Source organism: Pseudomonas sediminis (genome assembly GCF_039555755.1).
In the GTDB taxonomy this organism is placed as follows: Bacteria; Pseudomonadota; Gammaproteobacteria; order Pseudomonadales; family Pseudomonadaceae; genus Aquipseudomonas; species Aquipseudomonas mendocina_D.
Map to the genome: position 1 here is coordinate 1,923,224 of NZ_CP154631.1, position 23,901 is coordinate 1,947,124.

The following is a 23,901-nucleotide window of genomic DNA, read 5'->3' on the forward strand; positions in this document are numbered from 1 at the left end:
ATGCAGCCATTCTACCGCTGCACCCGCCGAAAAGGTTGATCCCGCGCATGAGCCAAGCTCCCCTCATTCTGGTCGACGGTTCCTCTTATCTGTACCGCGCCTTCCACGCCCTGCCGCCGCTGACAACTTCCAAGGGCATGCCCACCGGAGCGGTGAAGGGCGTGCTGAACATGCTCAAGAGCCTGCGCAAACAGTACCCGGACAGCCCCTTTGCCGTGGTTTTCGACGCCAAGGGGGGCACCTTCCGCGATGAGCTATTCGCCGAGTACAAGGCCAATCGTCCGTCCATGCCGGACGAGTTGCGCGTCCAGGTTGAGCCGCTGCATGCCAGCGTGCGTGCCCTGGGCTTGCCGCTGCTGTGCGTCGAAGGCGTCGAAGCCGATGACGTGATCGGTACCTTGGCCCGTCAGGCAGCCGGGGAAAAGCGCAACGTGGTCATCTCCACTGGTGACAAGGACATGGCGCAGTTGGTCTGCCCGCACGTTACGCTGGTCAACACCATGACGGGAAGCGTCTACGATGCCGATGGCGTAAAGGAGAAATTCGGTGTCGGCCCTGAGCTGATCATCGACTACCTGGCGCTGATGGGCGACAAGGTCGACAACATTCCGGGTGTGCCTGGTGTCGGTGAGAAAACCGCTTTGGGCTTGCTGGTTGGTATCGGCGGCGGCCTCGACGTGCTCTACGCCAACCTCGACAAGGTGCCCGAGCTGGCGATCCGTGGCGCCAAGGGTCTGCCAGCCAAGCTCGAAGAGCATCGCGAGATGGCTTACCTGTCCTATCAGCTGGCGACCATCAAGACCGACGTGCCGCTGAATATCGAGATCGAGTCGCTGCATCCCGGCGAACCGGATCAGGCCGCGCTGGTGGAGCTTTACGGCGAGCTGGAGTTCAAGAATTGGCTGGATGACCTGCTGCGCCAGAATAAGGCGCTGGCTGCCAAGGCTGCTGCGCCGGCTGGCGATCTGTTCGCCGAGCCGACTGGTGACACCGTTGAGGAAACCGCCGAGCCAGCGCCAGCCAGCAGCGGCGATTATCAGCTGGTACTGGAGCAGGCGCAGTTCGATGCCTGGCTGAAAAAGCTGGAGCAGGCCGAGCTGATCGCCTTCGACAGCGAGACCACCAGCATCGACGCCCAGCAGGCGCAGTTGGTCGGTCTGTCCTTCGCGGTCAAGGCCGGCGAGGCGGCGTACGTGCCGCTGGCGCATTCCTACATGGGCGTGCCGCAGCAGCTCGACCGCGACGCGGTGCTCAAGGCGCTCAAGCCGATCCTCGAAGACCCGGCCAAGGCCAAGGTCGGCCAGCACGCCAAGTACGACATCAACGTCCTGGCTAACGCCAGCACACCGATCACGGTGCAGGGCGTGGCCTTCGACACCATGCTCGAATCCTACGTGCTGGACTCCACCGCCACCCGTCACGACATGGACAGCCTGGCGCTGAAGTACCTGAACCACAGCACCATCCGCTTCGAGGACATCGCCGGCAAGGGTGCCAAGCAGCTGACCTTCGACCAGATTGCCCTGGAACAAGCCGGCCCGTACGCCGCCGAGGATGCCGACGTGACCTTGCGTCTGCATCAGGAACTGTGGGGACGCCTCGAAGCTGTGCCGTCCCTGGCCAAGGTGCTGCGCGACATCGAAATCCCGTTGGTACCGGTGCTGGCGCGCATCGAGCGCAACGGCGCGCTGGTCGATGCCAAGCTGCTCGGCGAGCAGAGTGTCGAGCTGGGCGAGAAACTGGTGGAGCTGGAGCGCAAGGCGTTCGAGATCGCCGGTGAGGAATTCAATCTGGCCTCACCCAAGCAACTCGGCGTGATCCTCTACGAAAAGCTCGGTTACCCGGTGATCAGCAAGACTGCCAAGGGCCAACCCTCCACCGCCGAAGCGGTGCTGGCAGAACTGGCCGAGCAGGATTTCGAACTGCCCAAGATGCTGATGCAGTACCGCAGCCTGAGCAAGCTCAAGAGCACCTACACCGACAAGCTGCCGGAGCAGATCAACCCGCGCACCGGGCGTATCCATACCAGCTATCACCAGGCGGTCGCCGCCACTGGCCGCCTGTCCTCCAGTGACCCGAACCTGCAGAACATCCCGATCCGCACTGCAGAAGGCCGACGCATCCGTCAGGCTTTCGTTGCGCCCAAGGGCTACAAGCTGATGGCGGCGGACTATTCGCAGATCGAGCTGCGCATCATGGCTCACCTGGCCAAGGACGAAGGCCTGCTGGACGCCTTCCGCCATGACCTGGACGTACACAAGGCCACGGCTGCCGAAGTGTTCGGCGTGGCGCTGGAAGAGGTGACCAGCGACCAGCGGCGCAAGGCCAAGGCCATCAACTTCGGCCTGATCTATGGCATGAGCGCCTTCGGTCTGGCCAAGCAGATCGATGTCGAACGCAAGGAAGCGCAGGCCTACATCGATCGTTACTTCGCCCGTTATCCGGGCGTGCTGACCTACATGGAAAGCACCCGCGCCCAGGCCGCCGAGCAGGGTTATGTGGAGACGGTCTACGGCCGTCGCCTGTACCTGCCGGAAATCCATGCGCAGAACCAGGCCATGCGCAAGGGCGCCGAGCGCGCGGCGATCAACGCGCCGATGCAGGGCACCGCTGCGGACATCATCAAGCGCGCCATGATCGCCGTGGACAGCTGGCTGCAGGACAGCGGCATCGATGCACGCATCATCATGCAGGTGCACGACGAACTGGTGCTGGAGGTGCGTGAGGAACTGATCGACGAGGTCAGCGCCAAACTCAAGAGCCTGATGAGTAGCGCCGCCGACCTGGATGTACCGCTACTGGTGGAAGTCGGCGTCGGCGCCAATTGGGACGAGGCGCATTGAGGCTCGTCGCCGCGGCTTAGAGCCGCGGCCGCTCTAGCTTTTGGGTTTCAGGGAATCAAAAGGCGCTTTCTTATTGCAAATGGTTTTTAAGACGGCGATGAACTTTCTGCAAACCCACCCGGTCAGAGTTCAGGAATGGCCGTTAAGCCCTTCAATGCTCCTTTGTTGTGTTAAGTGTTGGCAGACATCTGAACCCCGCCCTAGCGGTTCAGACCTTGAACCCCGAACTTCTCCCTCCCCATACGAAGCTCGGGGTTTTTTTTGCCTGCAGAAAAGTGCCGCTAGCTGCATTCTGACGACCCTCTACCGCTTGTGGGAGAGGGCTTCTCAAGTCAAACCGGGCGGCTGCAGCTCCGTAGGGTGCGCCGGGCGCACCGAATACTCCCTACGATCTCGGTGCGCACAGCGCACCCTACGACTTATTCCTCGGCGCCTTCTTCATCCTCTTCCGGCAACAGATCCAGCCAACCTGCCAGCACCATCTGCGCCTCTTCCACGCCCATGCGCTTAGGCGCCGAGAACAGCTGGATGCTGATGGCCTCGCCCCACTGCTTGTGAATTTCCTGGCGCACCTTGAGCAAGGTGGTCTTCGCTGCGCCGAAAGCCAGTTTGTCGGCCTTGGTCAGCAGGATATGCAGCGGCATGCCACTGGCTACCGACCAGTCCAGCATCATGCAGTCGAACTCGGTCAGCGGATGGCGGATATCCATCATCAACACCAGGCCGCTCAAACTCTCGCGGCTGCCCAGATACGCTTCCAGATGTTTCTGCCAGTGCTGTTTGAGCGGGATCGGTACCTTGGCATAACCGTAGCCGGGCAGGTCGACCAAGCGACGCTCGTCGTCCAGGCGGAAGAAGTTGAGCAACTGCGTGCGTCCCGGTGTTTTCGAGGTGCGCGCCAGGCTGGCGTGGGTAAGGGTGTTGAGCGCGCTCGACTTGCCAGCGTTGGAGCGGCCGGCGAATGCCACCTCCAGGCCGCTGTCCTCGGGGCACTGGTCGACCTTGGCGGCACTGATGAGGAAGCTGGCCTGCTGGCACAGACCGATGATGGGATTTTTCGGGAGCATGGGGGTATCCGGTGGATGCCTCGATTCCTGTTCAGTGGTTCGAGGGCTTGCGACATTTCCGCGCACCTGCTGCGCTCCAGAGGGGGCGGCAGGGGGCGTCGTTTCCGTTTCAGTGTTGCCAGTATATAATGCCGCAGATTTTGTGTGCGCTTTGTCCCACCCGCAGGAACCCAATTGCCGGGAGCGATTAAATCTCTGCTCGATAGAAAGCAGGACGTTCCCAACCCTGATGAGGTTGATCTGATGAAGAAAATGCTGCTTGCTGCTGCCGTTATGATGTTGTCGTTCAACGGCTATGCTGCTCAGGATGCGCAAGCTGTGTACGACCGTGCGTGTGGCGTTTGTCACAACGGCCAGATTCCCACGGCGCCCAAGAAGGGCGACAAGGCCGCATGGGAGCCGCGTTTGGCCAAGGGCATGGATGCACTGGTGCAAAGCGTTACCAATGGTTTGAATGCCATGCCGCCGCGCGGCTTGTGCATGGACTGCTCGGCCGAGGATTACCAGGCGGTCATCAAGCTGATGACCGAGTGAGTAAGCCCGCTCGATAACCCTTTCTCTCTTAGCCGTAATTGGATTAGCTGATGAACAAAGTACTCGTGAGTCTGCTGTTGACCCTGGGCCTCACTGGCGTGGCACAGGCTGCTGGCGATGCCGAAGCCGGTCAGGGCAAAGTCGCTGTCTGTGGTGCCTGTCATGGCGCCGATGGCAACAGCCCTGCACCAAACTTCCCCAAGCTGGCCGGTCAGGGCGAGCGTTACTTGCTCAAGCAGCTGCACGACATCAAGTCCGGTGCCCGTCCGGTGGTCGAAATGACCGGCATGCTGGACAACCTCAGCGAACAGGATATGGCTGACATCGCCGCTTACTTCTCCAGTCAGAAGATGAGCGTTGGTGCCGCCGATCCCAAGTTGGTCGAGCGTGGTGAAGCACTGTTCCGTGGCGGCAAGCTGGAAGAGGGCATGCCATCCTGCATCGGTTGCCATTCGCCCAACGGCGCTGGCCTGGCCGCTGCCGGCTTCCCACACCTGGGCGGCCAGCACGCTCAGTACGTGGCCAAGCAGCTGACTGACTTCCGCGAAGGCAACCGCACCAACGACGGCGACGCGATGATCATGCGCGCCATCGCTGCCAAACTGAGCAACAAGGATATCGAAGCTGTATCCAGCTTCATCCAGGGCCTGCACTGACGGACCATCGTTGCTTTTGGCAAGACAAAGGGTGGCTACGGCCACCCTTTTTCATTTGCGCCGCGGCTACAATGGGCGGAACCGGCCCAGCGGTAGCGAGTCATAGTCTCGAATCGCCACCAGGGCGACGCTTATCCAGTTGAGGAGTACCCCATGCGTAACCTGATTTTTGGCGCCGCTCTGGCGATCAGCAGCCTGTTCGGTCTTACTGCTCATGCCGAGCCGGTGGCCGGCCAGCAGTACGTCGAGCTGAAGAGCCCAGTGCCGGTGTCCAAGCCTGGCAAGGTCGAAGTGGTGGAGCTGTTCTGGTATGGCTGCCCGCATTGCTACCAGTTCGAAGCGACCCTCAACCCCTGGGTCGAAAAACTGCCGGATGACGTCAACTTCGTTCGTGTGCCGGCGCTGTTCGGTGGCATCTGGAACGTGCATGGCCAGGCGTTCATCACCCTGGAAAGCATGAAGGTCGAGCACAAGGTGCATGACGCCGTGTTCACCGCTATCCACCAGGAGAAGAAGAAACTGGCCTCGGCTGAAGAGTTTGCCGATTTCGTCGCCACCCAGGGTGTCGATCGCGAAGCCTTCCTCAAGACCTTCAATTCCTTCGCCGTCAAAGGCCAGATGGAAAAGGCCAAGAAACTGGCCATGGCTTACCAGATCACGGGTGTACCGGTGATGGTCGTGGGCGGCAAGTATCGCTTCGACCTGGGCTCGGCCGGTGGTCCGCAGCAGACCCTGCAGGTCGCTGACCACCTGATCGCCAAGGAACGCGAGGCGCTCTAAGCGCGGCCGCAGGCGCGAAGCATGCTGCGCCGCTGGCGAAAGACACGTGCGGTTGGTCTGTGCGATCCACAGATCAACCCGCACTGTTCGCCCCATGCCGACTGGCCAGCTGACGGCCTGTTGCGCTTGCTCAGTTTCAATGTCCAGGTCGGCATCAATACCCAGCGTTATCACCATTACCTGACGCGCAGTTGGCAGCATCTGTTGCCTCACGCCGGGCGTGCCGGCAACCTGCAGCGCATCGGTGATCTGCTCGCCGACTTCGATCTGGTGGCTTTGCAGGAGGTCGATGGCGGCAGCCTGCGTTCTGGCTACATCAATCAGGTCGAGTACCTGGCCCAGCAGGGGGCCTTTCCCTTCTGGTACCAACAGCTCAATCGCAATCTCGGGCGCTTCGCCCAGCACAGCAACGGTGTGCTCAGCCGTTTGCGTCCCTCTCTGCTGGAAGACCATCCGCTCCCCGGCCCGCCTGGGCGTGGTGCGATCTTCCTGCGTTTGGGCGAGGGTGAGCATGCACTGGGTGTAGTGATGATGCATCTGGCGCTGGGAGCTCGCACCCGAACGCGGCAACTGGCCTACATTCGTGAGCGTGTCAGCGAGTTTCGCCACCTGGTGCTGATGGGCGACATGAATACCCATGCCATCGACCTGCTGGAGAACTCCCCGTTGCGCGATCTCGGCCTGCTCGCACCGCAGGTCGAGGCGACTTTCCCCAGCTGGCGCCCGCAGCGCTGTCTCGACCATATCCTGCTCAGCTCGGAGCTTGAACTGGGGCGTGTCGACGTGCTCAGCCAGCCTATTTCCGACCACCTTCCCGTAGCCGTGGAAATCCGCCTGCCGGAAGCACAGAATGGCGCGCAAATGCCTATGCTGAAGACGCCATCTCCCGAGTAAGCCGTATGAGCGATGACGCGCAGCGCTGGAAAGAAAAGTACCTGAGCAGCCTGGAACAGCAGGAGAAGCTCGACCGCCGTTGGGAGTTGCGCCTGGATCTGCTGCGCCGGGGGCTGGTGCGCAGCAGCCTGGCCGCCGAGGGCGCGGACAAGGCGGTCGATCAGTGCATGCAGGAAATGCGCGAAATTCTTCGCCGCGACGATATGGACGCTGCATTGGGCGGCCTTATCCCGCGTCTGGAAAAGGCCGTGCTGGATTCCGAGCAGCGCCGTCAGCAGCGTGCCGGCGAGGCCGCCACGGCATTGGCGGGCCTGATCGAACAGTTGCAACGTCTGCAGCCGCCGCGTGAGGTACGCAAGGCACTCAAGTCACTCGGCAAACAACTGCAGGACGCCACCAGCCACCAGTATCTGTTGCCCGCATTGCTCAGCCAACTGAGCAACCTGCAAGGGCAGGCGCTGACCGTTCTGCAAACCCCGGTGCAGGAGCAACCCGGCTTGCTGCAGCGCCTCTTCGGCTCGCGTGGTGAAAGCAGCGAAGAGATCGCGAACACTGCACCTGCACCTAAATCGGAGCCTGAGGTTAAGCCTGCCACTGTCTCCGAGAGTGCAGAGCGCACGCCAGCGGTCCTCATGCCTGCGAGCGAGCCAGCGGCTGTTGCCACCTTGGCAAAGAGAAAGCATCAGGCCAACGACGCCGCGCCCATGCTCGACAGCCTGCCACTGCCGCCTGGCCTGGTGCCGCCGGAGGATGCAGGCGACAGCCCGTTCTCCCTGCCCGGCAGCGAACCCGGATACAGCGCGGTGGCCCCGCATATCGCCGGCAGCTTGCGCAGCCTGCTCGACGAGCTGGAGTTGCCGGCACGTCATCAGCCGCAAGGTGATGCGCTGCGCCAGCGTCTGGAGGGCAACCTCAACTGGTACGAACTGGTACCCGTGCTGGACGATCTGGCTGTGCTGGTATTGGCAGTCACCGACAGTGGCCATCGTGAGTTCGCCGGTTATCTCAAGCAGCTCAACGAGCGCCTGGCCGCCTTTATCAGCACCCTCAGTGAAGCGCATGAGGGTTATACCGCCTCGGTGGAAAGCACGCGCCACTTCAACCAGCAGTTGCGCGATCAGGTCAGCGACTTGCAGAACAGCGTGCAGGAGGCGGCCGATCTGGACGCGCTCAAGCAAGCGCTGGAGCAGCGTCTGGAGGGCCTGCTGCAGAGCGTCAGCAATCATCAGCGTCAGCGCGACAGTGGTGAGGATGACGTGGCGGAACGGCTGCAGGGCCTGGTCAAGCGTGTCGCTGAAATGGAGCTCGAGGCGCAACAGTTTCGCCAACATATCGAGGAGCAGCGGCAGAAATCGCTGCTCGACCCTCTGACCGGCTTGCCTAATCGCGCGGCCTGGAGCGAGCGCCTCGACCTGGAGACTGCCCGACGCCAGCGCTATGGCGGCCAGTTGCTGATGGCGGTGCTGGATATCGACCACTTCAAGCGGATCAACGATGGCTACGGTCACCTGGCAGGGGATCGAGTGCTGAAGATCATTGCCGGTGAACTGCACAAACGTCTGCGCAAGACCGATTTCATTGCCCGCTTCGGTGGCGAGGAGTTCGTTCTGCTGATTCCAGGCACGCCGCTTGATGGAGGCGTGCAATTGCTGGAAACCCTGCGTGCAGCGGTCGAAGCCTGCCCGTTCCACTTCAAGGGCGAGCCGGTGACCATCACTCTTTCTGCCGGCATTGCAGAGTTTCGCAATGACGAGGCCACCGAGGATACCTTCGAGCGCGCCGATCAGGCGCTATATCGAGCCAAGGGTGCTGGGCGCAACCGCGTTGAACAGGCCTGAGTCGGCGTAAATCCAGCCGCCGATGAAGTGGTCACCCTCGTGCAGGGCGGCGATGTCGCGATAGCGCAGGCTGCGCTCGGTACCTGCCACGAATACCGACTGCTGGTCCGAGTTGCCGGTGGTGAAATGGTTGAACAGCAGGTTGAGCAGGATCGCCATGATCGCCGCCGAGCTGATACCGGAGTGGAAGATGGTTTCGAACCAGGCCGGGAAATGGTGATAGAAGCTGGGCATGGCAATGGGGATCATGCCGAAATAGATGGAGGTGGCGACGATCACCAGATTCATGTTGTTGCGGTAATCCACCTTGGCTAGGGCGGCGGATGCCGCTGGCCGCGACCGTACCGAACAGCGCGATGCCGGCGCCACCTCGAACACCGGCACGCCGAAATGCAACGGAGTCGGGAAGGCCAACACCGGCTCTTCACTGACCCTGGAAAAGTCGGCCATGCCGAATGCCAAGGCGACCAGCGTGCCGATCACCATCGCCAGCAGGATCGACAGGCGCGAGATAGTGGCGCTGCCTACCTTGCTCAATAGAAGAACGGCAGGCCGATGGTCTGCAGCAGGGTAGCTGCGCCGCCAACGAACAGTGAGGCCGTGATCAGCCTGCCGATATCGGCAGGTGACAGGCCGGCCGCCTGACCGACGATCAATGGCACGGCAACGATGCCGCCATACATGGTCAGTACGTGTTGCAGAACGTAGAGCAGGTTGGAGCCGATACCGAGGTTCTCGTCCTCGGGGCGCGGAGCGGTGGAGGTCATGGAAAAACTACTCGCTGTTGTTCTTGTTTGGTCAATGTAGATATTTTGTGGCTGTCTTGGCTGATATTTTGTATACAAGTCTACGACTGGTCGTTTCCATGAGCGCCGCTGCGTTTTCGGTCATTAACAGTTCGCCCCTGCTAAAAAAGCAGGTATTAGGTGCGCGCGCCGGCTCGCGAGACGCCCCCCGCAGGCCCTAGACTATGCGCACCTGTCAGCGGAGATACCCATGGACATTTTCAGCATCGCCGCGCTGATCTTTCTGGTCACCGACCCTTTCGGCAATATCGCCATCTACATCGCCGCGCTGAAGAACGTCGAGCCTCGTCGACGCATCTGGATTGCCGCGCGCGAACTGCTGTTCGCCCTTGGCCTGCTGCTGCTGTTCCTCACCTTTGGTGACAAATTCCTCACCAGCCTCGGGCTCTCGCGCGAGGCAACGGCCATCGCCGGCGGTATCATCCTGTTCGTCATCGCCATGCGCCTGATCTTTCCCAGCCCGCAGGGCCTGCTCGGTGACGTGCCGGACGGTGAACCGATGCTGGTGCCGCTGGCGACGCCTGCGGTGGCAGGGCCTTCGGCACTCGCGGTGCTGATGACCCTGCGCAACACCCACACCGGGCCGCTCTGGGAGCTTTATCTGGCCTTGATCCTGGCCTGGGCGGCGACGGCATTCATTCTGCTGCAGGCTTCGTTCCTGCAGCGGTTCCTAGGTAACCGCGGGTTGATGGCAGTGGAACGTCTGATGGGGATGCTGCTGATCATGCTCAGCGTCGACATGCTGCTGGACAACCTGCAAAGCGTATTCGGTCACGCATGAAGTCTCTTTGCCTTGCCCTCGTTCTTGTTCTGCTCGCTGGTTGTGCCGGTAGCCTGCGAATTGACGACAGCCATACCGCAACTGGCCAGAACAGCCGCGTACAGTACGTCGTACTGCACTACACCTCCGCTGATCTGCAGCGTTCGCTCGAGCTGCTGACGCAGACCGAGGTCAGCAGTCACTACCTGATTGGCGATGCGCCACCGACCGTCTACCGCCTGGTGGACGAAAACCGCCGTGCCTGGCACGTCGGGGTCAGCGAGTGGAAAGGGCGCACCTGGCTCAACAGCACCACCATCGGCATCGAGTTGGTCAACCAGGGCTACTACCAGACACCTGCCGGGCGCTATTGGCAGCCGTTCGCCCCGCAGCAGATCGACACCCTGATCGTATTGCTCAAGGACATCGTCAAGCGTCATCAACTACCGTTGGGCTCGATCATTGCGCACAGCGACGTGGCGCCCCAGCGCAAGGTCGATCCGGGCCCGTTGTTCCCCTGGAAGCGTCTGGCCGATGAGGGCCTGGTGCCCTGGCCGAACGAAGACGCGGTGGCGCGTCAGCAGGCGCTGTTCAGCACCAGCTTGCCCAATGTGCAGTGGTTCCAGGAACAACTGGCGCAGCAGGGGTATACGGTGCCGCAGCATGGCGAGCTGGACGAGGCGACGCGCAATGTCATCGCGGCCTTCCAGATGAAGTATCGTCCGGCCAACTACGACGGTCAGCCGGACGCGGAAACCGCAGCGCGCTTGCTGGTGCTCAATCTGCAGGCGGCCGGCTGATCAGCGCAGGCCGGGTTGGAAGTCCCGCGCGTCGCGTGCCCAGACATCCAGCACCGGCTTAAGGTCGTCCAGGGTCAACTGGGTGCTGCTGTTGGCCAGCGTCAGGCCATGACCTTTGCGCACCACCCGCAGCACCGGTTCACTGGTGCGGGCATCGAGTGCTTCCAGTTCGATGAAAATCTCGGTGTCGCGGTCACGGGTGCCGGCAGCCGTGCTCGCTGCGGCGATCACCAGGGCCACGGGGATCACCTCGTAGGCCTTGATCCCCTCGGTCGAGACGTTGACCCCGGTGATCGCGCTGCGCAGCACCAGGCTATCCATGCTTGGCGTGTCGACCAGCTTCAGGCGCCCGTCCTTGAGCTCGCGCAGCAGTGCCTGGTGCAGGTAGTCACGCGCCTGTTCCAGCGTCTGGGCGCTGACTTGATCGCTGGGCATGGGTTCGGGGTAGAAGCTCGGCTGCTCGACGTAGACCGAGGTGTAGCGCTCGCTGCGAAACTGCGGCGAAATCCAGCGTAGCACCGGTGCTCCAGTGGCCGAGGTGGCAGGCTGGAGCTGGGAGTAATCGGCGAGGTAGCCGGAGAACTGCGTGGGTTGGGTGGTCTGACTGGCGCAGCCGGAGAGCAGCAAGCCAGCGAGAAGGCCCAGGCGAAGCGGGGTGGCGTAACGCATCGGCGGACTCTCCTGTCCAGTGGTCTGAAAATCAGACTAGATGCCGCTCCGTCAGCCCGCCAGTTCGCCCAGTCTTTGTGCCAGCAACCTGAAATCATAGGGTTTGACGATGCTGTCGGTGGCGGCTGCGCTGTCGCGAGCTCGTACGGCCTCGAGCAGTTCGCGTTCGTCGTAGCCGCTGGCGAACAGCACCGGCAGGGTCGGCTGCAACTGGCGTGCGGTTTCCACCAGTTCGCGCCCGTCCATGCCGGGCAAGCCAATATCGCTCATCAACAGATCGACCCGCTGCCCGCTGCGCAACAGATCGAGTGCGCTGGGGCCGTCACGCAGGGCGTGCACGCGATAACCGAACTCGCCGAGCACCTCCGCGGTGAGCTCGCGCACGACATCGTCGTCTTCGACCAGCAGGATGGTCTTGGCACTGGCGCAATCGGTTTCGGTCATGAGGCTCTCTGTTTCAGCGCGCAGAATACGCAAATGTTTGGCAAACTTCGGAGTCTGCACGCGGTCAGTGTGCCACACGCCTTCCCCCGATAGATAAGAAGAAGCGAGACAATCATCGAATGGACGTCCCAATGTCGAATGAGTCCGCAATGGACGAAAAAGGTTTTCGCCGAATTCTCAATCGTAACGTCGGGCTACCGCTCGGCCTGGGTCTGGTCGGCGCCCTGTTCTTTGCGCTGTTGATCGGTTACCTGCTCAATGTGATTCGCTGGGTCGAGCACACCGACCAGGTGCTGAACCGGGCCAGCGAGGTGTACAAGCTGACCCTGGATCTGGAAACCGGCATGCGCGGGTTCCTGCTCAGTGGCGACGAGGACTACCTCGCCCCCTATGAACAGGCGCGCGGCAAATTTCGTCCGCTGACCGAGCAGCTCATCGACATGGTCGGTGACAACCCGACACAGATGCAGCGGCTCGAACGCCTCTTGGCATTGCAGGAGCAGTGGGACCTGTTCGCTCAGGAAGTCATCGGCAGTCGTCGCGATGGCGGCAATTTCATGGCCGAGGTGGGACGAGGGCGCGGCAAGAACCTCACCGATGGCATGCGCCGCGAGCTCGACACCTTCATCAACAGCGAGCGAGAGCTGCGTCAGCAACGCAATGCCGATGTCAGCAGCACCACGCTCTGGGGCGCCGGCATCTACCTGGTGGTGAGCATCCTGTTCAGCGCCTTGTTGGCGCTGTTTGGTCGTCGTGAGCTGATGAGTCTCTCGCAGACTTACTCCCAGGCCATGGCCAGACAAGCCGAGTACGGCGAGGAGCAACGACGTCGCGCCTGGCTGGGTGGCGGCCAGACCCTGCTGTCGGAGCGCCTGCTCGGTCAGCCTCAGGTGCAGGAACTGGCTGACCGCTCCCTCGAGTTTCTCGCCGAGTATCTCAACTGCGTGGTCGCCGCCCTGTACCTGCGTGATGCCCACACGGGTGATCTGCGACGGGTTGCCGGCTATGGCTTCAGCAAGGACGCCAGCCTCAAGGAGCAGTTCTACAAAGGTGAGGGGCTGGTTGGCCAGGCTGCCCGAGGCCGTCGTCTGGTGTGCCTGGATGACTTGCCGGCGGATTACATCAAGGTGGCTTCGAGTCTCGGCGAGGGGCAGCCTGTCAGCGTTGCCCTGGTACCGCTGCAGTCCGAAGACAGTGTCAACGGCGTGATCGAGCTGGCGTTCATGCGCAAGCTCGATCCGCGTGAGCGCGAGTTCCTCGAAGCCATCGCCGGCAGCGTCGGTATGGCCCTGGAGGCCGCGCGTTATCGTCAGCGCCTGCAAGAGGTGCTCGGCCAGACCCAGCAGCTCAACGAGGAGTTGCAGACCCAGCAGGAAGAACTGCGTGCCGCCAACGAGGAGTTGGAGCAGCAGGCGCGGGTGCTCAAGGAATCCCAGGCGCACTTGGAAACCCAGCAGGCCGAGCTGGAGCAGACCAATGAGAAACTCTCCGAGCAGGCGCAGACGCTGGCTGACCAGCGCGACGAGCTGGACCAGCGCAATACCACGCTCGGCCGCATCCAGGCGCAGCTCGAAGAGCGTGCCGAAGAGCTGCAACGTGCCAGCCGCTACAAGTCCGAATTCCTCGCCAACATGAGCCATGAGCTGCGCACGCCGCTCAACAGCTCGCTGATCCTGGCCAAGCTGCTGGCGGAGAACGGCAAAGGCAATCTCGACGACGAACAGGTCAAGTTCGCCGAATCGATCTACTCGGCCGGCAATGACCTGCTCAACCTGATCAATGACATCCTCGACATCGCCAAGGTCGAGGCCGGCAAGCTCGAGGTGCGCCCTGAACGCACGCCGTTGGCCAGCATGCTGGAGAGCCTGCGCGATGTGTTCGTGCTCCTGGCTGGTGAGCGCGGCCTGAGCTTCCAGATCGAGGAGCAGGGCGAGCTGCCCGAGGTGCTGTTCACCGACCGCCAGCGCGCCGAGCAGATCCTGCGCAACCTGCTGTCCAACGCCTTCAAGTTCACCGATCGCGGCGGCGTGACCCTCAGCGTGTCGCGTCAGGATGATCATTACCTGGCCTTCGCCGTACGCGACACCGGCATCGGCATCGCGGCGGATCAACAAGAAGCGATCTTCGAGGCCTTCCGCCAGGCCGATGGCACCACCAACCGCCGCTATAGCGGCACCGGTCTGGGGCTTTCCATCTCGCGTGATCTGGCGGGGCTGCTCGGTGGCTCGATCACCGTCAGCAGCGTGCCGGGCGAGGGCAGTACCTTCACCCTGCTGCTGCCCGAACGGATGGTCGAAGACGCCGTTCAGAGCAAGCCAATGCCGCAGGTCTCGGCACCGCTGCCGGTGCCGGCGACGGCAGCTAGTCCCGCTGCTGCTGCGCCAATGCCGCGGACTCCGGCGCCTTTCGCCGATGATCGCGAGCAGCTCGACGAGCGCGGCGGCCGTCGTGTGCTGGTGGTGGAGGATGAAGTGCGCTTCGCCCGTATCCTCTTCGATCTGGCGCATGAGCTGGGCTACGCCTGCCTGGTCGCCACCTGCGCCGACGAAGGCCTGGAGCTGGCGCGGCAGTACCGCCCCGACGCCATCCTGCTCGACATGCGTCTGCCCGATGGTTCCGGCCTCAGCGTGCTGCAGCGCCTCAAGGACGATGCGCAGACTCGCCATATTCCGGTGCACGTGGTCTCGGTCGAGGACCAGAGCGAGGCTGCCCTGCACCTCGGCGCAGTCGGTTATGCATTCAAGCCCACCAGCCGCGACCAACTCAAGGAAGTCTTCGGCAAGCTGGAGGCCAAGCTCAACCAGCAGGTGAAACGCGTCCTGCTGGTTGAGGACGACCCGTTGCAGCGCGACAGCGTGGCCCGCCTGATCGGCGACGAAGACATCGAGATCACCGCCGTGGCCCTGGCCGGCGAAGCGCTGGAGAAACTGCGCACGACCGTCTTCGACTGCATGATCATCGACCTCAAGTTGCCTGACATGCTTGGCAACGAGCTGCTGCGACGCATGGCCGAGGAGGATATCTGCTCCTTCCCGCCGGTGATCGTCTACACCGGGCGCAACCTGACCCGCGACGAGGAAGCCGAGCTGCTCAAGTATTCGCGCTCGATCATCATCAAGGGCGCACGCTCGCCGGAGCGGCTGCTGGACGAGGTCACCCTGTTCCTGCACAAGGTCGAGGCCGAGCTGTCCAGCGAGCATCAACGTATGCTCAAGACGGCGCGCAGCCGCGACAAACTGTTCGAGGGCCGCCGCCTGCTGCTGGTCGATGACGACGTGCGCAACATCTTCGCCCTGTCCAGCGCGCTGGAGCAGAAGGGGGCCTCGGTGGAAGTGGCGCGCAACGGCCATGAGGCGCTGGCCAAGCTGCGCGAGCACGAGGACATCGACCTTGTACTGATGGACGTGATGATGCCGGAGATGGACGGCTACGAAGCCACCCGGCAGATTCGCCTGGAAGAACGCTGGAAAAACCTGCCGATCATTGCGGTGACGGCCAAGGCGATGAAGGATGACCAGGAGCGCTGCCGTCAGGTCGGTGCCAACGATTACCTGGCCAAACCCATCGACCTGGATCGCCTGTTCTCCCTGATCCGTGTGTGGATGCCCAAGCTGGAGCGTCTGTGATGCCTGACGAAATCGAGCTGCGCCTGCTGATCGAGGCGATCTATCTGCGTTACAGCTACGACTTTCGCGATTATTCGAAAGCCTCGCTCAAGCGCCGTGTGCGTCAGGCGCAGGCGCAGCTCGATTGCCCGACCATTTCGGCGCTGCAGGAGCGCATCCTGCACGAGCCGCAGGCGTTCATGCAGCTGTTGCAGTACCTCACCATCCCGGTCAGCGAGATGTTCCGCGACCCCGACTACTTTCTGGCCCTGCGCGAGCAGGTGGTGCCGCTGCTGCAGACCTATCCGTCGTTGAAGGTCTGGGTGGCTGGCTGCAGCACGGGTGAGGAGGTGTACTCCCTGGCCATCCTGCTGCACGAGGAAGGCCTGTTGGAGCGCACCATGATCTATGCAACCGACATCAACCCGCACTCGCTGGAAAAGGCTGAACAGGGCATCTTCGCCCTCGACAACCTGCGCACCTACACCCAGAACTACCAGCTCTCCGGCGGCAAGCGGGCGTTTTCCGACTACTACTCGGCGGCCTATGACCGCGTGCTGTTCGACAAGTCGTTGCGCGCCAACGTGACCTTCGCCGACCACAGCCTGGCCACCGACAGCGTGTTCGCCGAAACCCACCTGGTGTCGTGCCGCAACGTGCTTATCTATTTCAACCGCGACCTGCAGGACCGTGCCCTCGGTCTGTTCCACGAATCCCTCTGTCATCGCGGCTTTCTCGGTCTGGGCAGCAAGGAAAGCCTGGATTTCTCCGCCTACGCTCGGCACTTCGAAGCCGTGTCGCGCCCCGAGCGGATTTTTCGCAAGCGATGAGCAGCCAGCGGATCAACCTCCGCGGCCAGGTTCGTGCGCCGCTGCAGGCGCTGCTGATCGGTGCTTCTGCCGGCGGCGTGGAAGCCTTGCTCAGCCTGCTCGAAGACCTGCCGCCGGACTACCGGCTGCCGGTGGTGTGCCTGCTGCATCAGCCGGATCGCAACGACAGCCTGCTGGCAGACCTGCTCGCCCGGCGCCTACGGCTACCGGTCAAGGAAGCCGAGGACAAGGAATACCTGCGCCGCGGCATGGTTTACGTGGCGCCCGCCGGCTACCACCTGTCCATCGAAACCGAGCGCAGCTTTTCCCTCAGTCGTGAGGAGCCGCGGCATTTCTCCCGGCCCTCGATCGACATCCTCTTCGAGTCTGCGGCCGATGCCTACGGCGAGGACCTGGCTGCTGCGCTGCTGACTGGCGCCAACGAGGATGGCGCTGCCGGCCTGCTGGTTGTTCAGCAGGCCGGTGGTCTGACACTGGTACAGGACCCGGCCGACGCGCTGGTGCCCACCATGCCGAATGCCGCGCTGGCGCTGCTCAAACCGGATTTTCTCCTGCCTATCAATGCCATGCGCCTGCTGCTGGCCGAACTGGATACCCTGCCATGCTGAGGAAGATTGAAGCCAAGGTGCTGATCGTCGACGACCTACCGGAAAACCTGCTGGCACTGCGTTCGCTGATCCAGAGCGAGGATCGCACCGTGTTCCAGGCCAGCAGTGCCGATGAGGCCTTGTCGCTACTGCTCGAAAACGAATTCGCCCTGGCCATTCTCGACGTGAAGATGCCGGGCATGAACGGCTTCGAGTTGGCTGAGCTGATGCGTGGCACGGAGAAGACCAAGCACATTCCGATCATCTTCGTCAGCGCGGTCGGGCGCGACATGGACTATGCCTTTAGGGGTTACGAGAGCGGCGCGGTGGATTTCCTGCACAAGCCGTTGTCGCCGTTCGAGGTACGCAGCAAGGTGGCGATGTTCGTCGACCTGTACCGCCACCGTAAGGCGCTGAGCATGCAGCTGGAGGTGGTCGAGGCCGCGCGCCGCGAGCAGGAAGCGTTGCTTGCCGAGTTGCGTGAGACACAGGCCGAGCTGCAGAAGGCGGTGGAGATGCGCGACGTGTTCATGTCCATCGCCTCGCACGAGCTGCGTACGCCGCTCAACGGCCTGATTCTCGATGTGCAACTGCGCCGGCTGCGCCTGGAACAGGGGCGCATGGACGCCTTCACCGCCGACAAGCTACGGGAGATGGTCGCCCGCGACGAGCGGCAGATCCGCAGCCTGAGCCGCCTGATCGACGACATGCTGGATGTTTCGCGCATCCGTACCGGCAAGCTTTCCGTGCGCCCGGAACCGGGTGACCTCGGTGTGTTGGCCGGCAGCGTGGTAGAGAGCCTGGCTGCGCAGTACACCAATACCGGTACGCCTATCGACCTGCACGTGGAGGGGCCGGCCCCGGTGATGATGGACGAGTTCCGCATCGAGCAGGTTCTCGCCAACCTGCTGACCAACGCCTTGCGCTACGGTGGCGGCAAGCCGGTATCGGTACGGGTCGCGGCAGAGGGTGAGCAGGTTCGTGCCGAAGTACGCGATCAGGGCCTGGGTATCTCGGAAGAGGATCAGGGGCGCGTATTCGAGCAGTTCGAGCGGGTATCCGGTACCAGCGTCGCCCAAGGGCTTGGACTTGGCTTGTTCATCAGCGAGCAGATCGTCCAGGCCCACGGTGGCCGTATCGAGCTCAGCAGTCGCCTCGGCGAGGGCTCCTGCTTCAGTGTCGTGCTGCCGCGTCGTAGCTGATCGTGCAAATTGCACGTGTCGTAATTCATGCATCTTGCAAAGTGCATGAGGCAGGTAATTTTGAAGGTTAATAAGTTATTGATTTATAAGGATATTGTTGGTGGTTTGATGTTGGCATGAGCGCTGCAAAATCAGTCGTGTAAGCCACCGACTGACCTGCTGATGGAGAAGCGTCATGAACATCGTCCGAGTGAGCCTGTTTTGCGTCGCTGCATTGCTGGTCAACGGGGCTTACGCCAAAGATTTCAGTGGTTCGGCTGGAGCCATTGCAAAAACGGCCGAGTTCACCCTCTCCAACTCGCCGGTGTGGGAATCTCGTGTCGCTGCGCAGCAGGACGGCTCAGCCGAACTGCCCGCCCAGCCCACCCGCGCTGTCGGGGCCATCGGTGACGATGCGCAGTGGCTGCGCATTTCTGACGATGGCGAGACCGGTACCGCCAACCGTGAACCCCGTCCTGCTAACAGCACCCCTCGCTGGGTGTTCTGACCGACAAGGAGTCCCGCCATGTCCAGAAGTGCCGTACTGTTGTTGATCATGACCCTGTCGAGCCTGGCCGCGCTGTGGCTGAGCCCAGCTCTGCACGAGGGTGTCGCCCTGCTGCTCAAGGGTAGTAGCGTCGTCTTCGGTGCGGGCTTTCTGGTCGCGCTGATGGCCGGACGCCGCATCAAGTTCGACCCGGTGCTGCGCTGAAGCTGAACCGCACTGAGAAAACCAAAAACGCCGCGAAGACCGCGGCGTTTTTTATTGTGAGCGAATTGCCCGGTGTCTGCTGACCAGCCTCAGATCGGTAGGCTGAAATAGAAGTTGGCGCCTTCGCCCGGGCGGGAGTGAACGCCGATCTGGCCGCCGTGCAACTGCACGATCTCACGCGCCAGCGCCAAGCCCAGACCAACGCCACCTTTGCGTCTGCCAACCTGAACGAAGGGCTCGAAGATACGAGCCTGCTGCTCGAAGGGGATGCCTTCGCCGCCATCCTGTACGCTGACGATCACCTGCTCGCCTTGGCGGCGTACCTGTAGCCGCACCTCATCACCCGGGTTGCTGTAGCGCAGGGCATTGTCGATCAGGTTGTCGATCAGTCGCTCCAGTTGTGCAGCATCGAGGCTCAGGCGCGGCAGCGGTTCGTGAACCTCGCAGACCAGTGTCACTTCACGCTCGGCGGTCTTCTCGACAAAGCGCTGCGGCGTCTGCCGGATCATCTCGGCCAGGTCGCAGGGACGGCGCTGCAGGGTCTGCATGCCGTTCTGGTAGCGCGAGAAATTCAGCAGATCGTCGATCAACTGCACCAGGCGATGCATTTCTTCGTCGACGGTCCGCATCAGCTCCTGCTCACGGCCACTCGGCGGCAGCGAGAGGCGCTCGCGTAGCAAGCTGAAGGCCATGTGCATGCCGGTGATCGGCGTGCGCAGCTCGTGCGAGGCACGCAGGATGAATTCGCTGCGCACACGTTCGAAGGCGCGTTGCTTGGTGACGTCGCGTAGCACCATCACGGCCCCTACGCTGCCACCTTCGCTCACCTGCACCGGTGTCAGCGCCCAGGCCAGCAGGCGGGTTTCACCAGCGCGCTCGATCTGCAGGTCGGCTGGCGGCTCGTGCAGCAGCTCGCCTGCCAACACCTGGCGCAGCGCCTCGTCGACGGCGTGGTCCGGCAGCAGCGGCCCGATCGGTTGACCGAGGATATCGGCCTGCCAGGACAGCTGGCGCAGCGCCACGGGGTTGGCGTGCTCGATACGGCCCTGCTCGTCGAGGATGACCAGGCCATCGTCGATGCTGTCGAGCACGGCTTTCAGGCGGCCTTCGCTGCTGAGCAACTGGTTGAGGTTGCTCGAGTGGTACTCGCGCAGTGCCTCGGTCATCAGGCCGAAGCGACGGCTCAGCACTGCCAGTTCCACCACGGGCGAGACCGGCAGCACCACATCGTATTTGCCCTGGCCGATCTGGTCGGCGGCGCGCACCAGCATGTCGATGGGCGCGCCGAAACGGCGGGCGATGCCATGGGCGGTGAGCACGCCGATCGCCAGCACTGCCAGGCCCGTCAGCACCAGCAGCCCGGCGATCAATCGCGAACGTTCGGCGGCTTTGCGCTCAGCGGCGATCACCCAGGCGACGACCTGGTCCTGCTGTTCCAGCAGATGGTTGCGCAGGTGCTGGAAGGCGTCGGTGAAAGGTTTGTAGTTGGCCAGGTTGTGCGGCGTCTGACCTGCCGGGGTGCCCTCGCTCGCCATTCTTTCCATCTCGTCATAAAGCGCTGATGCCTGTTCCAGTGCACTTGCGTACTCCTGGCCAAGGTTGGCCTGAAAGCCCTCGTCGAAGGCGGCGCGGAATGACTGGCGGATGGCTTCCAGGCGTTGTGCGTCGGGCTGTTGGTCGATCAGCACCATCAGCTCGTCGCCCAGGTGCTGACGCAGCTTCTGACCGATTCGCACGGCATCGAAGCCGCGCTGGATCAGGTCGCTCTGGCTGTGTGACATCTGCGTGACGCTGAACAGGCCGAGCAGCAGGCCCAGCAGGGCCACGGTGATCAGCGCCGAAATGCTGAGAAACAGGCGCGTGCGAAGCTTCATCGACAGCTTCATGGTGGTCCCATGGTTAGAGGTTGTACTGCTTGCGTTTGCGATAGAGGGTCGAGGTATCGATACCCAGTGTCTTGGCCGCCATGTCGAGGGTGCTGCTGCTGGCCAATACCGCAGCGATGTGGGCCTTCTCCAGCTCCTCGAGGCTCATCGGTGCGCCGACCCGCACGGTGCTGGTTGGTGCTTCGTTGCTGCCACCGAGGCCGAGGTGGGCAATCTCCACGGTCTCGCTCTGGCAGATGATGCTGGCACGCTCGATGACGTTGCGCAGTTCGCGGATATTGCCTGGCCAGCGATAGGCCTGCAGAGCCGCTGCCGCTTCGGGGCTGAAGGCGCAGGCCGGACGGCCGTAGTCGCTGACGAAACGGGCGAGAAAGCGTTCGGCCAGGGACATCACGTCTTCGTGGCGTTCGCGCAGTGGCGGCAGCTTGAGGGTGATGACGTTGAGGCGGTAGAGCAGGTCTTCGCGGAAACGCCCCTCACGGACCATTTCGTCGAGATCCAGGTTGGTGGCGGCGACGATGCGTACATCGGCGCGGCGCGTGACCGGGTCGCCGACGCGCTCGTATTCCTTGTCCTGGATGAAGCGCAGCAGCTTGGGTTGCAGCGTCAGCGGGAAGTCGCCGATCTCGTCGAGGAACAGGGTACCGCCATCGGCCTGGCTGACGCGGCCCTGGGTGCTTTCGCTGGCGCCGGTGAAGGAGCCACGGGCATGGCCGAACAATTCGCTCTCCATCAGCTCGGCAGTCAGCGACGGGCAGTTGATGGTCACGCAGGTGCGCTTGGCGCGGCGGCTCCAGCCGTGAATGGCGCGGGCCAGCTCGCCCTTGCCGGTGCCGGACTCACCGAGGATGAGGATATTGGCGTCGGTGGCCGCAACCTGGCGCGCGGTTTCCAGGATCGACATCATCGCCGGGCTGTGTGAATCGAGCCCGTCCTTGACCTTGCGCACCTCGCCCTCCAGCGCTTCCAGGCGCGCGGCCAGGGTACGCACTTCCAGCTGCTTGGCGGCCGCCAGGCGCAGTTGATCGGGAGTGCAGGGTTTGACCAGATAATCGGCGGCGCCGGCCTGGATGGCGTCGACCGCTGTGTCCACGGCCGAGTGGGCAGTGACGATCACCACGCGCATCCACGGCGCCTGGATGCGCATCTGCGCCAGCAGGTCGAGACCGTTGTCCTCGCCCAGGCGCAGGTCGAGGAAGCACAGGTCAAACACCTGTCGATGCAACAGCGCTTCGGCTTGCGCCGCGCTGCTGGCCCCGGCGACGTCATAGCCTTCATCTTCAAGGCAGTAGCGGAAGGTACGCAGGATTGCCGCTTCGTCATCCACCAGCAGAATGCGCCCGCTGGTTTGCTCTGCAACTGCCATGTATGTGCTCCGTCTTGCTGGTCGATGCAGCTTAGTCAGGTAAAAACCGTGCAAGTTGCACGGCCTGAATGCGCAGATACTGCACCCTGCATGCAGGCAGGGTGCCTTTACTGTGTTTAAGTTATTGTTTTACATGGTATTTATGTTCTTTCATGGCTGGCATGGGGCTTGCCATATTCCTCGTATCGTCTCACGGACAGGAGTGAACTCATGCCCCCGTTCAAACCCTTGATGCTGGCCGCCAGTACTGCTTTGCTGCTCGGCCTGACTCCATTGGCCAGCCAGGCCGCCGAGGGCGCGCTGGCTTCGCAGCTCGAGGCTGCGCGCCAGGAAGGCTCGATCTGGACTGCCTTCGCGCTCAACCGCCATCTCAACCCGTTCAAGCTCAAGATCGACGTGGAGGATGGCGTGGCCACCCTCGGTGGCAAGGTCGAGAACGACGTGCAGAAGGAGCTGGCCGAGCAGGTGGCGCTGAGCATAGAGGGCATCGACTCGGTGAACAATCGCATCGAAGTCGGCAGCGATGCCGTCGAGGGCAACCCGCCGGGGATGGTGCAGCGTCTCGAGGACGCCAGCCTCGCCGCCACGGTCAAGTCCAAGCTGCTGTGGAACAGCAACACCCGTGGCCTGGACATTCAGGTCAAGAGCGAGACCGGCAACATCACCCTGAGTGGTCACGCCCAGACGCCCGCGGCCAAGGAGTTGGCGGGGCAACTGGCAGCCAATACCGATGGTGTGCGCGAGGTGTTCAACCACCTCAGCATCAGCACTGCCGACAGCAGTAGCAGCGAAGTGCAAACCACCCTCGACGAAGCGCGCGAGAACATCAGCGACAGCTGGATCACCAGTAAGGTCAAGGCCAGCTTTCTCTACAGCCGTAACCTGGACGCCATGAACATTTCGGTGAACACCGACGACGGTCTCGTCAGCCTGCGCGGCAGTGTGCTGAGCAGCGCCGAGAAGCGCCTGGCGGTCGAGATCGCCCGCAACATTCGCGGCGTGCGTGGCGTCGATGCAGATGCCCTGCGTATCAACAGTTGAACCCCTTCACCCCTCCGGCCACTGTCGTGGCCGATATCTGCAAGTCCCATAGCCAAGGAGAGAATCCATGAGCAGCAAGACCGCACAACTCAATGAACTGATCGAGATTACCCGCGACGGCAAGCGCTTCTACGAGCATGCCCACGATGAGGTCAAGGATATCCGCCTGCAGGCGCTGTTCCGTGACATGGTGCGTGCCAAGACTCAGGTGATCGATGCGCTGAGCGTCAAGGTCGCCGCCAACCAGAGCGAGCCGGCGTCCGGCGGCACCATGCTGGGCAAGCTGCGTCAGTTCTACGCCGACACCCGCGCGACCCTGGCCAAGGATGAAGATGCCACCTACGTTGCGCAGCTGGAGGAAGCAGAGGACCGTATCCTGCATGCCTTCGAAGATGCGCTGGAAAGCGCGGACAATGATGTCCGTGTCCTGTTGGCCGTGGAGATGCCCAAGGTGCGGGCTTGCCACGACCGTATGCGGGCGCTGAAGCAGAATATGCAGTAATCACTGCGGCGCTGTTACGAGCCCCTGCACGCGATGCGTGTGGGGGCTTTTTATTGGGGCTGGGCAGGCCAGGGCGCGTATTGCTCACTGGCTTAGCACT

The 23,901-nt window shown here is 62.5% G+C and carries 21 protein-coding genes and 1 pseudogene; 16 read left to right on the forward strand and 6 right to left on the reverse strand.

The window, feature by feature from the left end; genetic code table 11:
- Nucleotides 1–47 precede the first annotated feature (47 nt).
- Complete coding sequence (gene polA, locus AAEQ75_RS09205; RefSeq protein ID WP_343351835.1) at nt 48–2,843, forward strand: DNA polymerase I; 2,796 nt, start codon at nt 48–50, stop codon at nt 2,841–2,843.
- A gap of 419 nt (nt 2,844–3,262) precedes the next feature.
- On the opposite strand, the gene yihA is transcribed toward polA, so the two are convergent.
- A complete protein-coding gene (yihA, locus tag AAEQ75_RS09210; protein WP_343351837.1) occupies nt 3,263–3,910 on the reverse strand; it encodes a ribosome biogenesis GTP-binding protein YihA/YsxC in 648 nt (215 codons plus the stop codon).
- Between the two features lie 243 nt (nt 3,911–4,153).
- Here yihA and AAEQ75_RS09215 point away from each other — a divergent pair, with 243 nt between their 5' ends.
- From AAEQ75_RS09215 to AAEQ75_RS09235, 5 genes are all read left to right on the forward strand, one after another.
- Entirely contained in the window at nt 4,154–4,444 is a 291-nt protein-coding gene (locus tag AAEQ75_RS09215; protein WP_343352356.1) for a c-type cytochrome, read from the forward strand.
- 50 nt (nt 4,445–4,494) lie between these two features.
- Nucleotides 4,495–5,100, forward strand: coding sequence for a c-type cytochrome (locus AAEQ75_RS09220; RefSeq protein ID WP_017676420.1), 606 nt, complete (start codon nt 4,495–4,497; stop codon nt 5,098–5,100).
- 153 nt (nt 5,101–5,253) lie between these two features.
- Entirely contained in the window at nt 5,254–5,880 is a 627-nt protein-coding gene (locus AAEQ75_RS09225) for a thiol:disulfide interchange protein DsbA/DsbL (protein WP_343351840.1), read from the forward strand.
- A 21-nt stretch (nt 5,881–5,901) separates the two neighbouring features.
- Complete coding sequence (locus tag AAEQ75_RS09230) at nt 5,902–6,774, forward strand: endonuclease/exonuclease/phosphatase family protein (RefSeq protein ID WP_343351842.1); 873 nt, start codon at nt 5,902–5,904, stop codon at nt 6,772–6,774.
- Between the two features lie 5 nt (nt 6,775–6,779).
- The gene (locus AAEQ75_RS09235) at nt 6,780–8,612 is read left to right on the forward strand and encodes a GGDEF domain-containing protein (protein WP_343351844.1); all 1,833 of its coding nucleotides are present in this window, start codon (nt 6,780–6,782) and stop codon (nt 8,610–8,612) included.
- On the opposite strand, the pseudogene AAEQ75_RS09240 reads toward AAEQ75_RS09235, so the two are convergent.
- Nucleotides 8,607–9,379: pseudogene (locus AAEQ75_RS09240) on the reverse strand (solute carrier family 23 protein); the annotation flags it as partial. The gene AAEQ75_RS09235 and the pseudogene AAEQ75_RS09240 sit on opposite strands and share 6 nt — an antisense overlap.
- A 229-nt stretch (nt 9,380–9,608) precedes the next feature.
- On the opposite strand from AAEQ75_RS09240, the gene AAEQ75_RS09245 reads away from it, so the two are divergent.
- Nucleotides 9,609–10,199: a MarC family protein gene (locus tag AAEQ75_RS09245; protein ID WP_343351846.1), complete on the forward strand. Its 591-nt coding sequence runs from the start codon at nt 9,609–9,611 to the stop codon at nt 10,197–10,199.
- Complete coding sequence (locus tag AAEQ75_RS09250; RefSeq protein WP_343351848.1) at nt 10,196–10,978, forward strand: N-acetylmuramoyl-L-alanine amidase; 783 nt, start codon at nt 10,196–10,198, stop codon at nt 10,976–10,978. Before AAEQ75_RS09245 ends, AAEQ75_RS09250 begins: the two co-directional genes overlap by 4 nt.
- Here the strand turns inward: AAEQ75_RS09250 and AAEQ75_RS09255 are convergent, their stop codons facing one another.
- Both AAEQ75_RS09255 and AAEQ75_RS09260 read right to left on the reverse strand, forming a co-directional pair.
- Complete coding sequence (locus AAEQ75_RS09255; protein WP_017361120.1) at nt 10,979–11,647, reverse strand: DUF3313 domain-containing protein; 669 nt, start codon at nt 11,645–11,647, stop codon at nt 10,979–10,981.
- Between the two features lie 51 nt (nt 11,648–11,698).
- Nucleotides 11,699–12,091, reverse strand: coding sequence for a response regulator (locus AAEQ75_RS09260; RefSeq protein ID WP_013713337.1), 393 nt, complete (start codon nt 12,089–12,091; stop codon nt 11,699–11,701).
- A gap of 131 nt (nt 12,092–12,222) precedes the next feature.
- Between AAEQ75_RS09260 and AAEQ75_RS09265 the strand changes: the two genes are divergently transcribed.
- The 6 genes from AAEQ75_RS09265 to AAEQ75_RS09290 all read left to right on the forward strand — a co-directional run bounded on the left by AAEQ75_RS09265 (nt 12,223) and on the right by AAEQ75_RS09290 (nt 19,006).
- Nucleotides 12,223–15,717, forward strand: a complete 3,495-nt coding sequence (locus AAEQ75_RS09265) for a response regulator (RefSeq protein WP_343351852.1) — start codon at nt 12,223–12,225, stop codon at nt 15,715–15,717.
- The gene (locus AAEQ75_RS09270; RefSeq protein ID WP_181563431.1) at nt 15,717–16,526 is read left to right on the forward strand and encodes a CheR family methyltransferase; all 810 of its coding nucleotides are present in this window, start codon (nt 15,717–15,719) and stop codon (nt 16,524–16,526) included. Before AAEQ75_RS09265 ends, AAEQ75_RS09270 begins: the two co-directional genes overlap by 1 nt.
- The gene (locus AAEQ75_RS09275) at nt 16,523–17,134 is read left to right on the forward strand and encodes a chemotaxis protein CheB (protein WP_343351854.1); all 612 of its coding nucleotides are present in this window, start codon (nt 16,523–16,525) and stop codon (nt 17,132–17,134) included. Before AAEQ75_RS09270 ends, AAEQ75_RS09275 begins: the two co-directional genes overlap by 4 nt.
- The gene (locus AAEQ75_RS09280) at nt 17,128–18,315 is read left to right on the forward strand and encodes a hybrid sensor histidine kinase/response regulator (protein WP_143496287.1); all 1,188 of its coding nucleotides are present in this window, start codon (nt 17,128–17,130) and stop codon (nt 18,313–18,315) included. Before AAEQ75_RS09275 ends, AAEQ75_RS09280 begins: the two co-directional genes overlap by 7 nt.
- A 175-nt stretch (nt 18,316–18,490) precedes the next feature.
- Nucleotides 18,491–18,802, forward strand: coding sequence for a hypothetical protein (locus AAEQ75_RS09285; RefSeq protein WP_179543366.1), 312 nt, complete (start codon nt 18,491–18,493; stop codon nt 18,800–18,802).
- Nucleotides 18,803–18,820: 18 nt separating this feature from the next.
- The gene (locus AAEQ75_RS09290) at nt 18,821–19,006 is read left to right on the forward strand and encodes a PA3371 family protein (RefSeq protein ID WP_143496289.1); all 186 of its coding nucleotides are present in this window, start codon (nt 18,821–18,823) and stop codon (nt 19,004–19,006) included.
- A gap of 89 nt (nt 19,007–19,095) precedes the next feature.
- Here AAEQ75_RS09290 and AAEQ75_RS09295 read toward each other — a convergent pair whose 3' ends face one another.
- Entirely contained in the window at nt 19,096–20,892 is a 1,797-nt protein-coding gene (locus AAEQ75_RS09295) for an ATP-binding protein (protein ID WP_343351859.1), read from the reverse strand.
- 13 nt (nt 20,893–20,905) lie between these two features.
- Nucleotides 20,906–22,258 carry a sigma-54-dependent response regulator transcription factor AlgB gene (gene algB, locus AAEQ75_RS09300; RefSeq protein WP_106734710.1) on the reverse strand — a complete coding sequence of 451 codons (1,353 nt, stop codon included), beginning with the start codon at nt 22,256–22,258 and terminating at the stop codon, nt 20,906–20,908.
- 210 nt (nt 22,259–22,468) lie between these two features.
- Here algB and AAEQ75_RS09305 point away from each other — a divergent pair, with 210 nt between their 5' ends.
- On the forward strand, nt 22,469–23,299 hold the full coding sequence (locus tag AAEQ75_RS09305; RefSeq protein ID WP_106734709.1) for a BON domain-containing protein: 831 nt from the start codon (nt 22,469–22,471) through the stop codon (nt 23,297–23,299).
- Between the two features lie 67 nt (nt 23,300–23,366).
- Complete coding sequence (locus AAEQ75_RS09310) at nt 23,367–23,801, forward strand: ferritin-like domain-containing protein (protein WP_143507224.1); 435 nt, start codon at nt 23,367–23,369, stop codon at nt 23,799–23,801.
- The last annotated feature ends 100 nt before the right edge of the window (nt 23,802–23,901 follow it).

What these genes read in the sequence shown, in the direction of transcription:
- polA (WP_343351835.1), top strand. Translation starts at nt 48, where the DNA reads ATGAGCCAAGCTCCCCTCATTCTGGTCGACGGTTCCTCTTATCTGTAC.
- yihA (WP_343351837.1), bottom strand. Translation starts at nt 3,910, where the DNA reads ATGCTCCCGAAAAATCCCATCATCGGTCTGTGCCAGCAGGCCAGCTTC.
- AAEQ75_RS09215 (WP_343352356.1), top strand. Translation starts at nt 4,154, where the DNA reads ATGAAGAAAATGCTGCTTGCTGCTGCCGTTATGATGTTGTCGTTCAAC.
- AAEQ75_RS09220 (WP_017676420.1), top strand. Translation starts at nt 4,495, where the DNA reads ATGAACAAAGTACTCGTGAGTCTGCTGTTGACCCTGGGCCTCACTGGC.
- AAEQ75_RS09225 (WP_343351840.1), top strand. Translation starts at nt 5,254, where the DNA reads ATGCGTAACCTGATTTTTGGCGCCGCTCTGGCGATCAGCAGCCTGTTC.
- AAEQ75_RS09230 (WP_343351842.1), top strand. Translation starts at nt 5,902, where the DNA reads ATGCTGCGCCGCTGGCGAAAGACACGTGCGGTTGGTCTGTGCGATCCA.
- AAEQ75_RS09235 (WP_343351844.1), top strand. Translation starts at nt 6,780, where the DNA reads ATGAGCGATGACGCGCAGCGCTGGAAAGAAAAGTACCTGAGCAGCCTG.
- AAEQ75_RS09245 (WP_343351846.1), top strand. Translation starts at nt 9,609, where the DNA reads ATGGACATTTTCAGCATCGCCGCGCTGATCTTTCTGGTCACCGACCCT.
- AAEQ75_RS09250 (WP_343351848.1), top strand. Translation starts at nt 10,196, where the DNA reads ATGAAGTCTCTTTGCCTTGCCCTCGTTCTTGTTCTGCTCGCTGGTTGT.
- AAEQ75_RS09255 (WP_017361120.1), bottom strand. Translation starts at nt 11,647, where the DNA reads ATGCGTTACGCCACCCCGCTTCGCCTGGGCCTTCTCGCTGGCTTGCTG.
- AAEQ75_RS09260 (WP_013713337.1), bottom strand. Translation starts at nt 12,091, where the DNA reads ATGACCGAAACCGATTGCGCCAGTGCCAAGACCATCCTGCTGGTCGAA.
- AAEQ75_RS09265 (WP_343351852.1), top strand. Translation starts at nt 12,223, where the DNA reads ATGTCGAATGAGTCCGCAATGGACGAAAAAGGTTTTCGCCGAATTCTC.
- AAEQ75_RS09270 (WP_181563431.1), top strand. Translation starts at nt 15,717, where the DNA reads ATGCCTGACGAAATCGAGCTGCGCCTGCTGATCGAGGCGATCTATCTG.
- AAEQ75_RS09275 (WP_343351854.1), top strand. Translation starts at nt 16,523, where the DNA reads ATGAGCAGCCAGCGGATCAACCTCCGCGGCCAGGTTCGTGCGCCGCTG.
- AAEQ75_RS09280 (WP_143496287.1), top strand. Translation starts at nt 17,128, where the DNA reads ATGCTGAGGAAGATTGAAGCCAAGGTGCTGATCGTCGACGACCTACCG.
- AAEQ75_RS09285 (WP_179543366.1), top strand. Translation starts at nt 18,491, where the DNA reads ATGAACATCGTCCGAGTGAGCCTGTTTTGCGTCGCTGCATTGCTGGTC.
- AAEQ75_RS09290 (WP_143496289.1), top strand. Translation starts at nt 18,821, where the DNA reads ATGTCCAGAAGTGCCGTACTGTTGTTGATCATGACCCTGTCGAGCCTG.
- AAEQ75_RS09295 (WP_343351859.1), bottom strand. Translation starts at nt 20,892, where the DNA reads ATGAAGCTGTCGATGAAGCTTCGCACGCGCCTGTTTCTCAGCATTTCG.
- algB (WP_106734710.1), bottom strand. Translation starts at nt 22,258, where the DNA reads ATGGCAGTTGCAGAGCAAACCAGCGGGCGCATTCTGCTGGTGGATGAC.
- AAEQ75_RS09305 (WP_106734709.1), top strand. Translation starts at nt 22,469, where the DNA reads ATGCCCCCGTTCAAACCCTTGATGCTGGCCGCCAGTACTGCTTTGCTG.
- AAEQ75_RS09310 (WP_143507224.1), top strand. Translation starts at nt 23,367, where the DNA reads ATGAGCAGCAAGACCGCACAACTCAATGAACTGATCGAGATTACCCGC.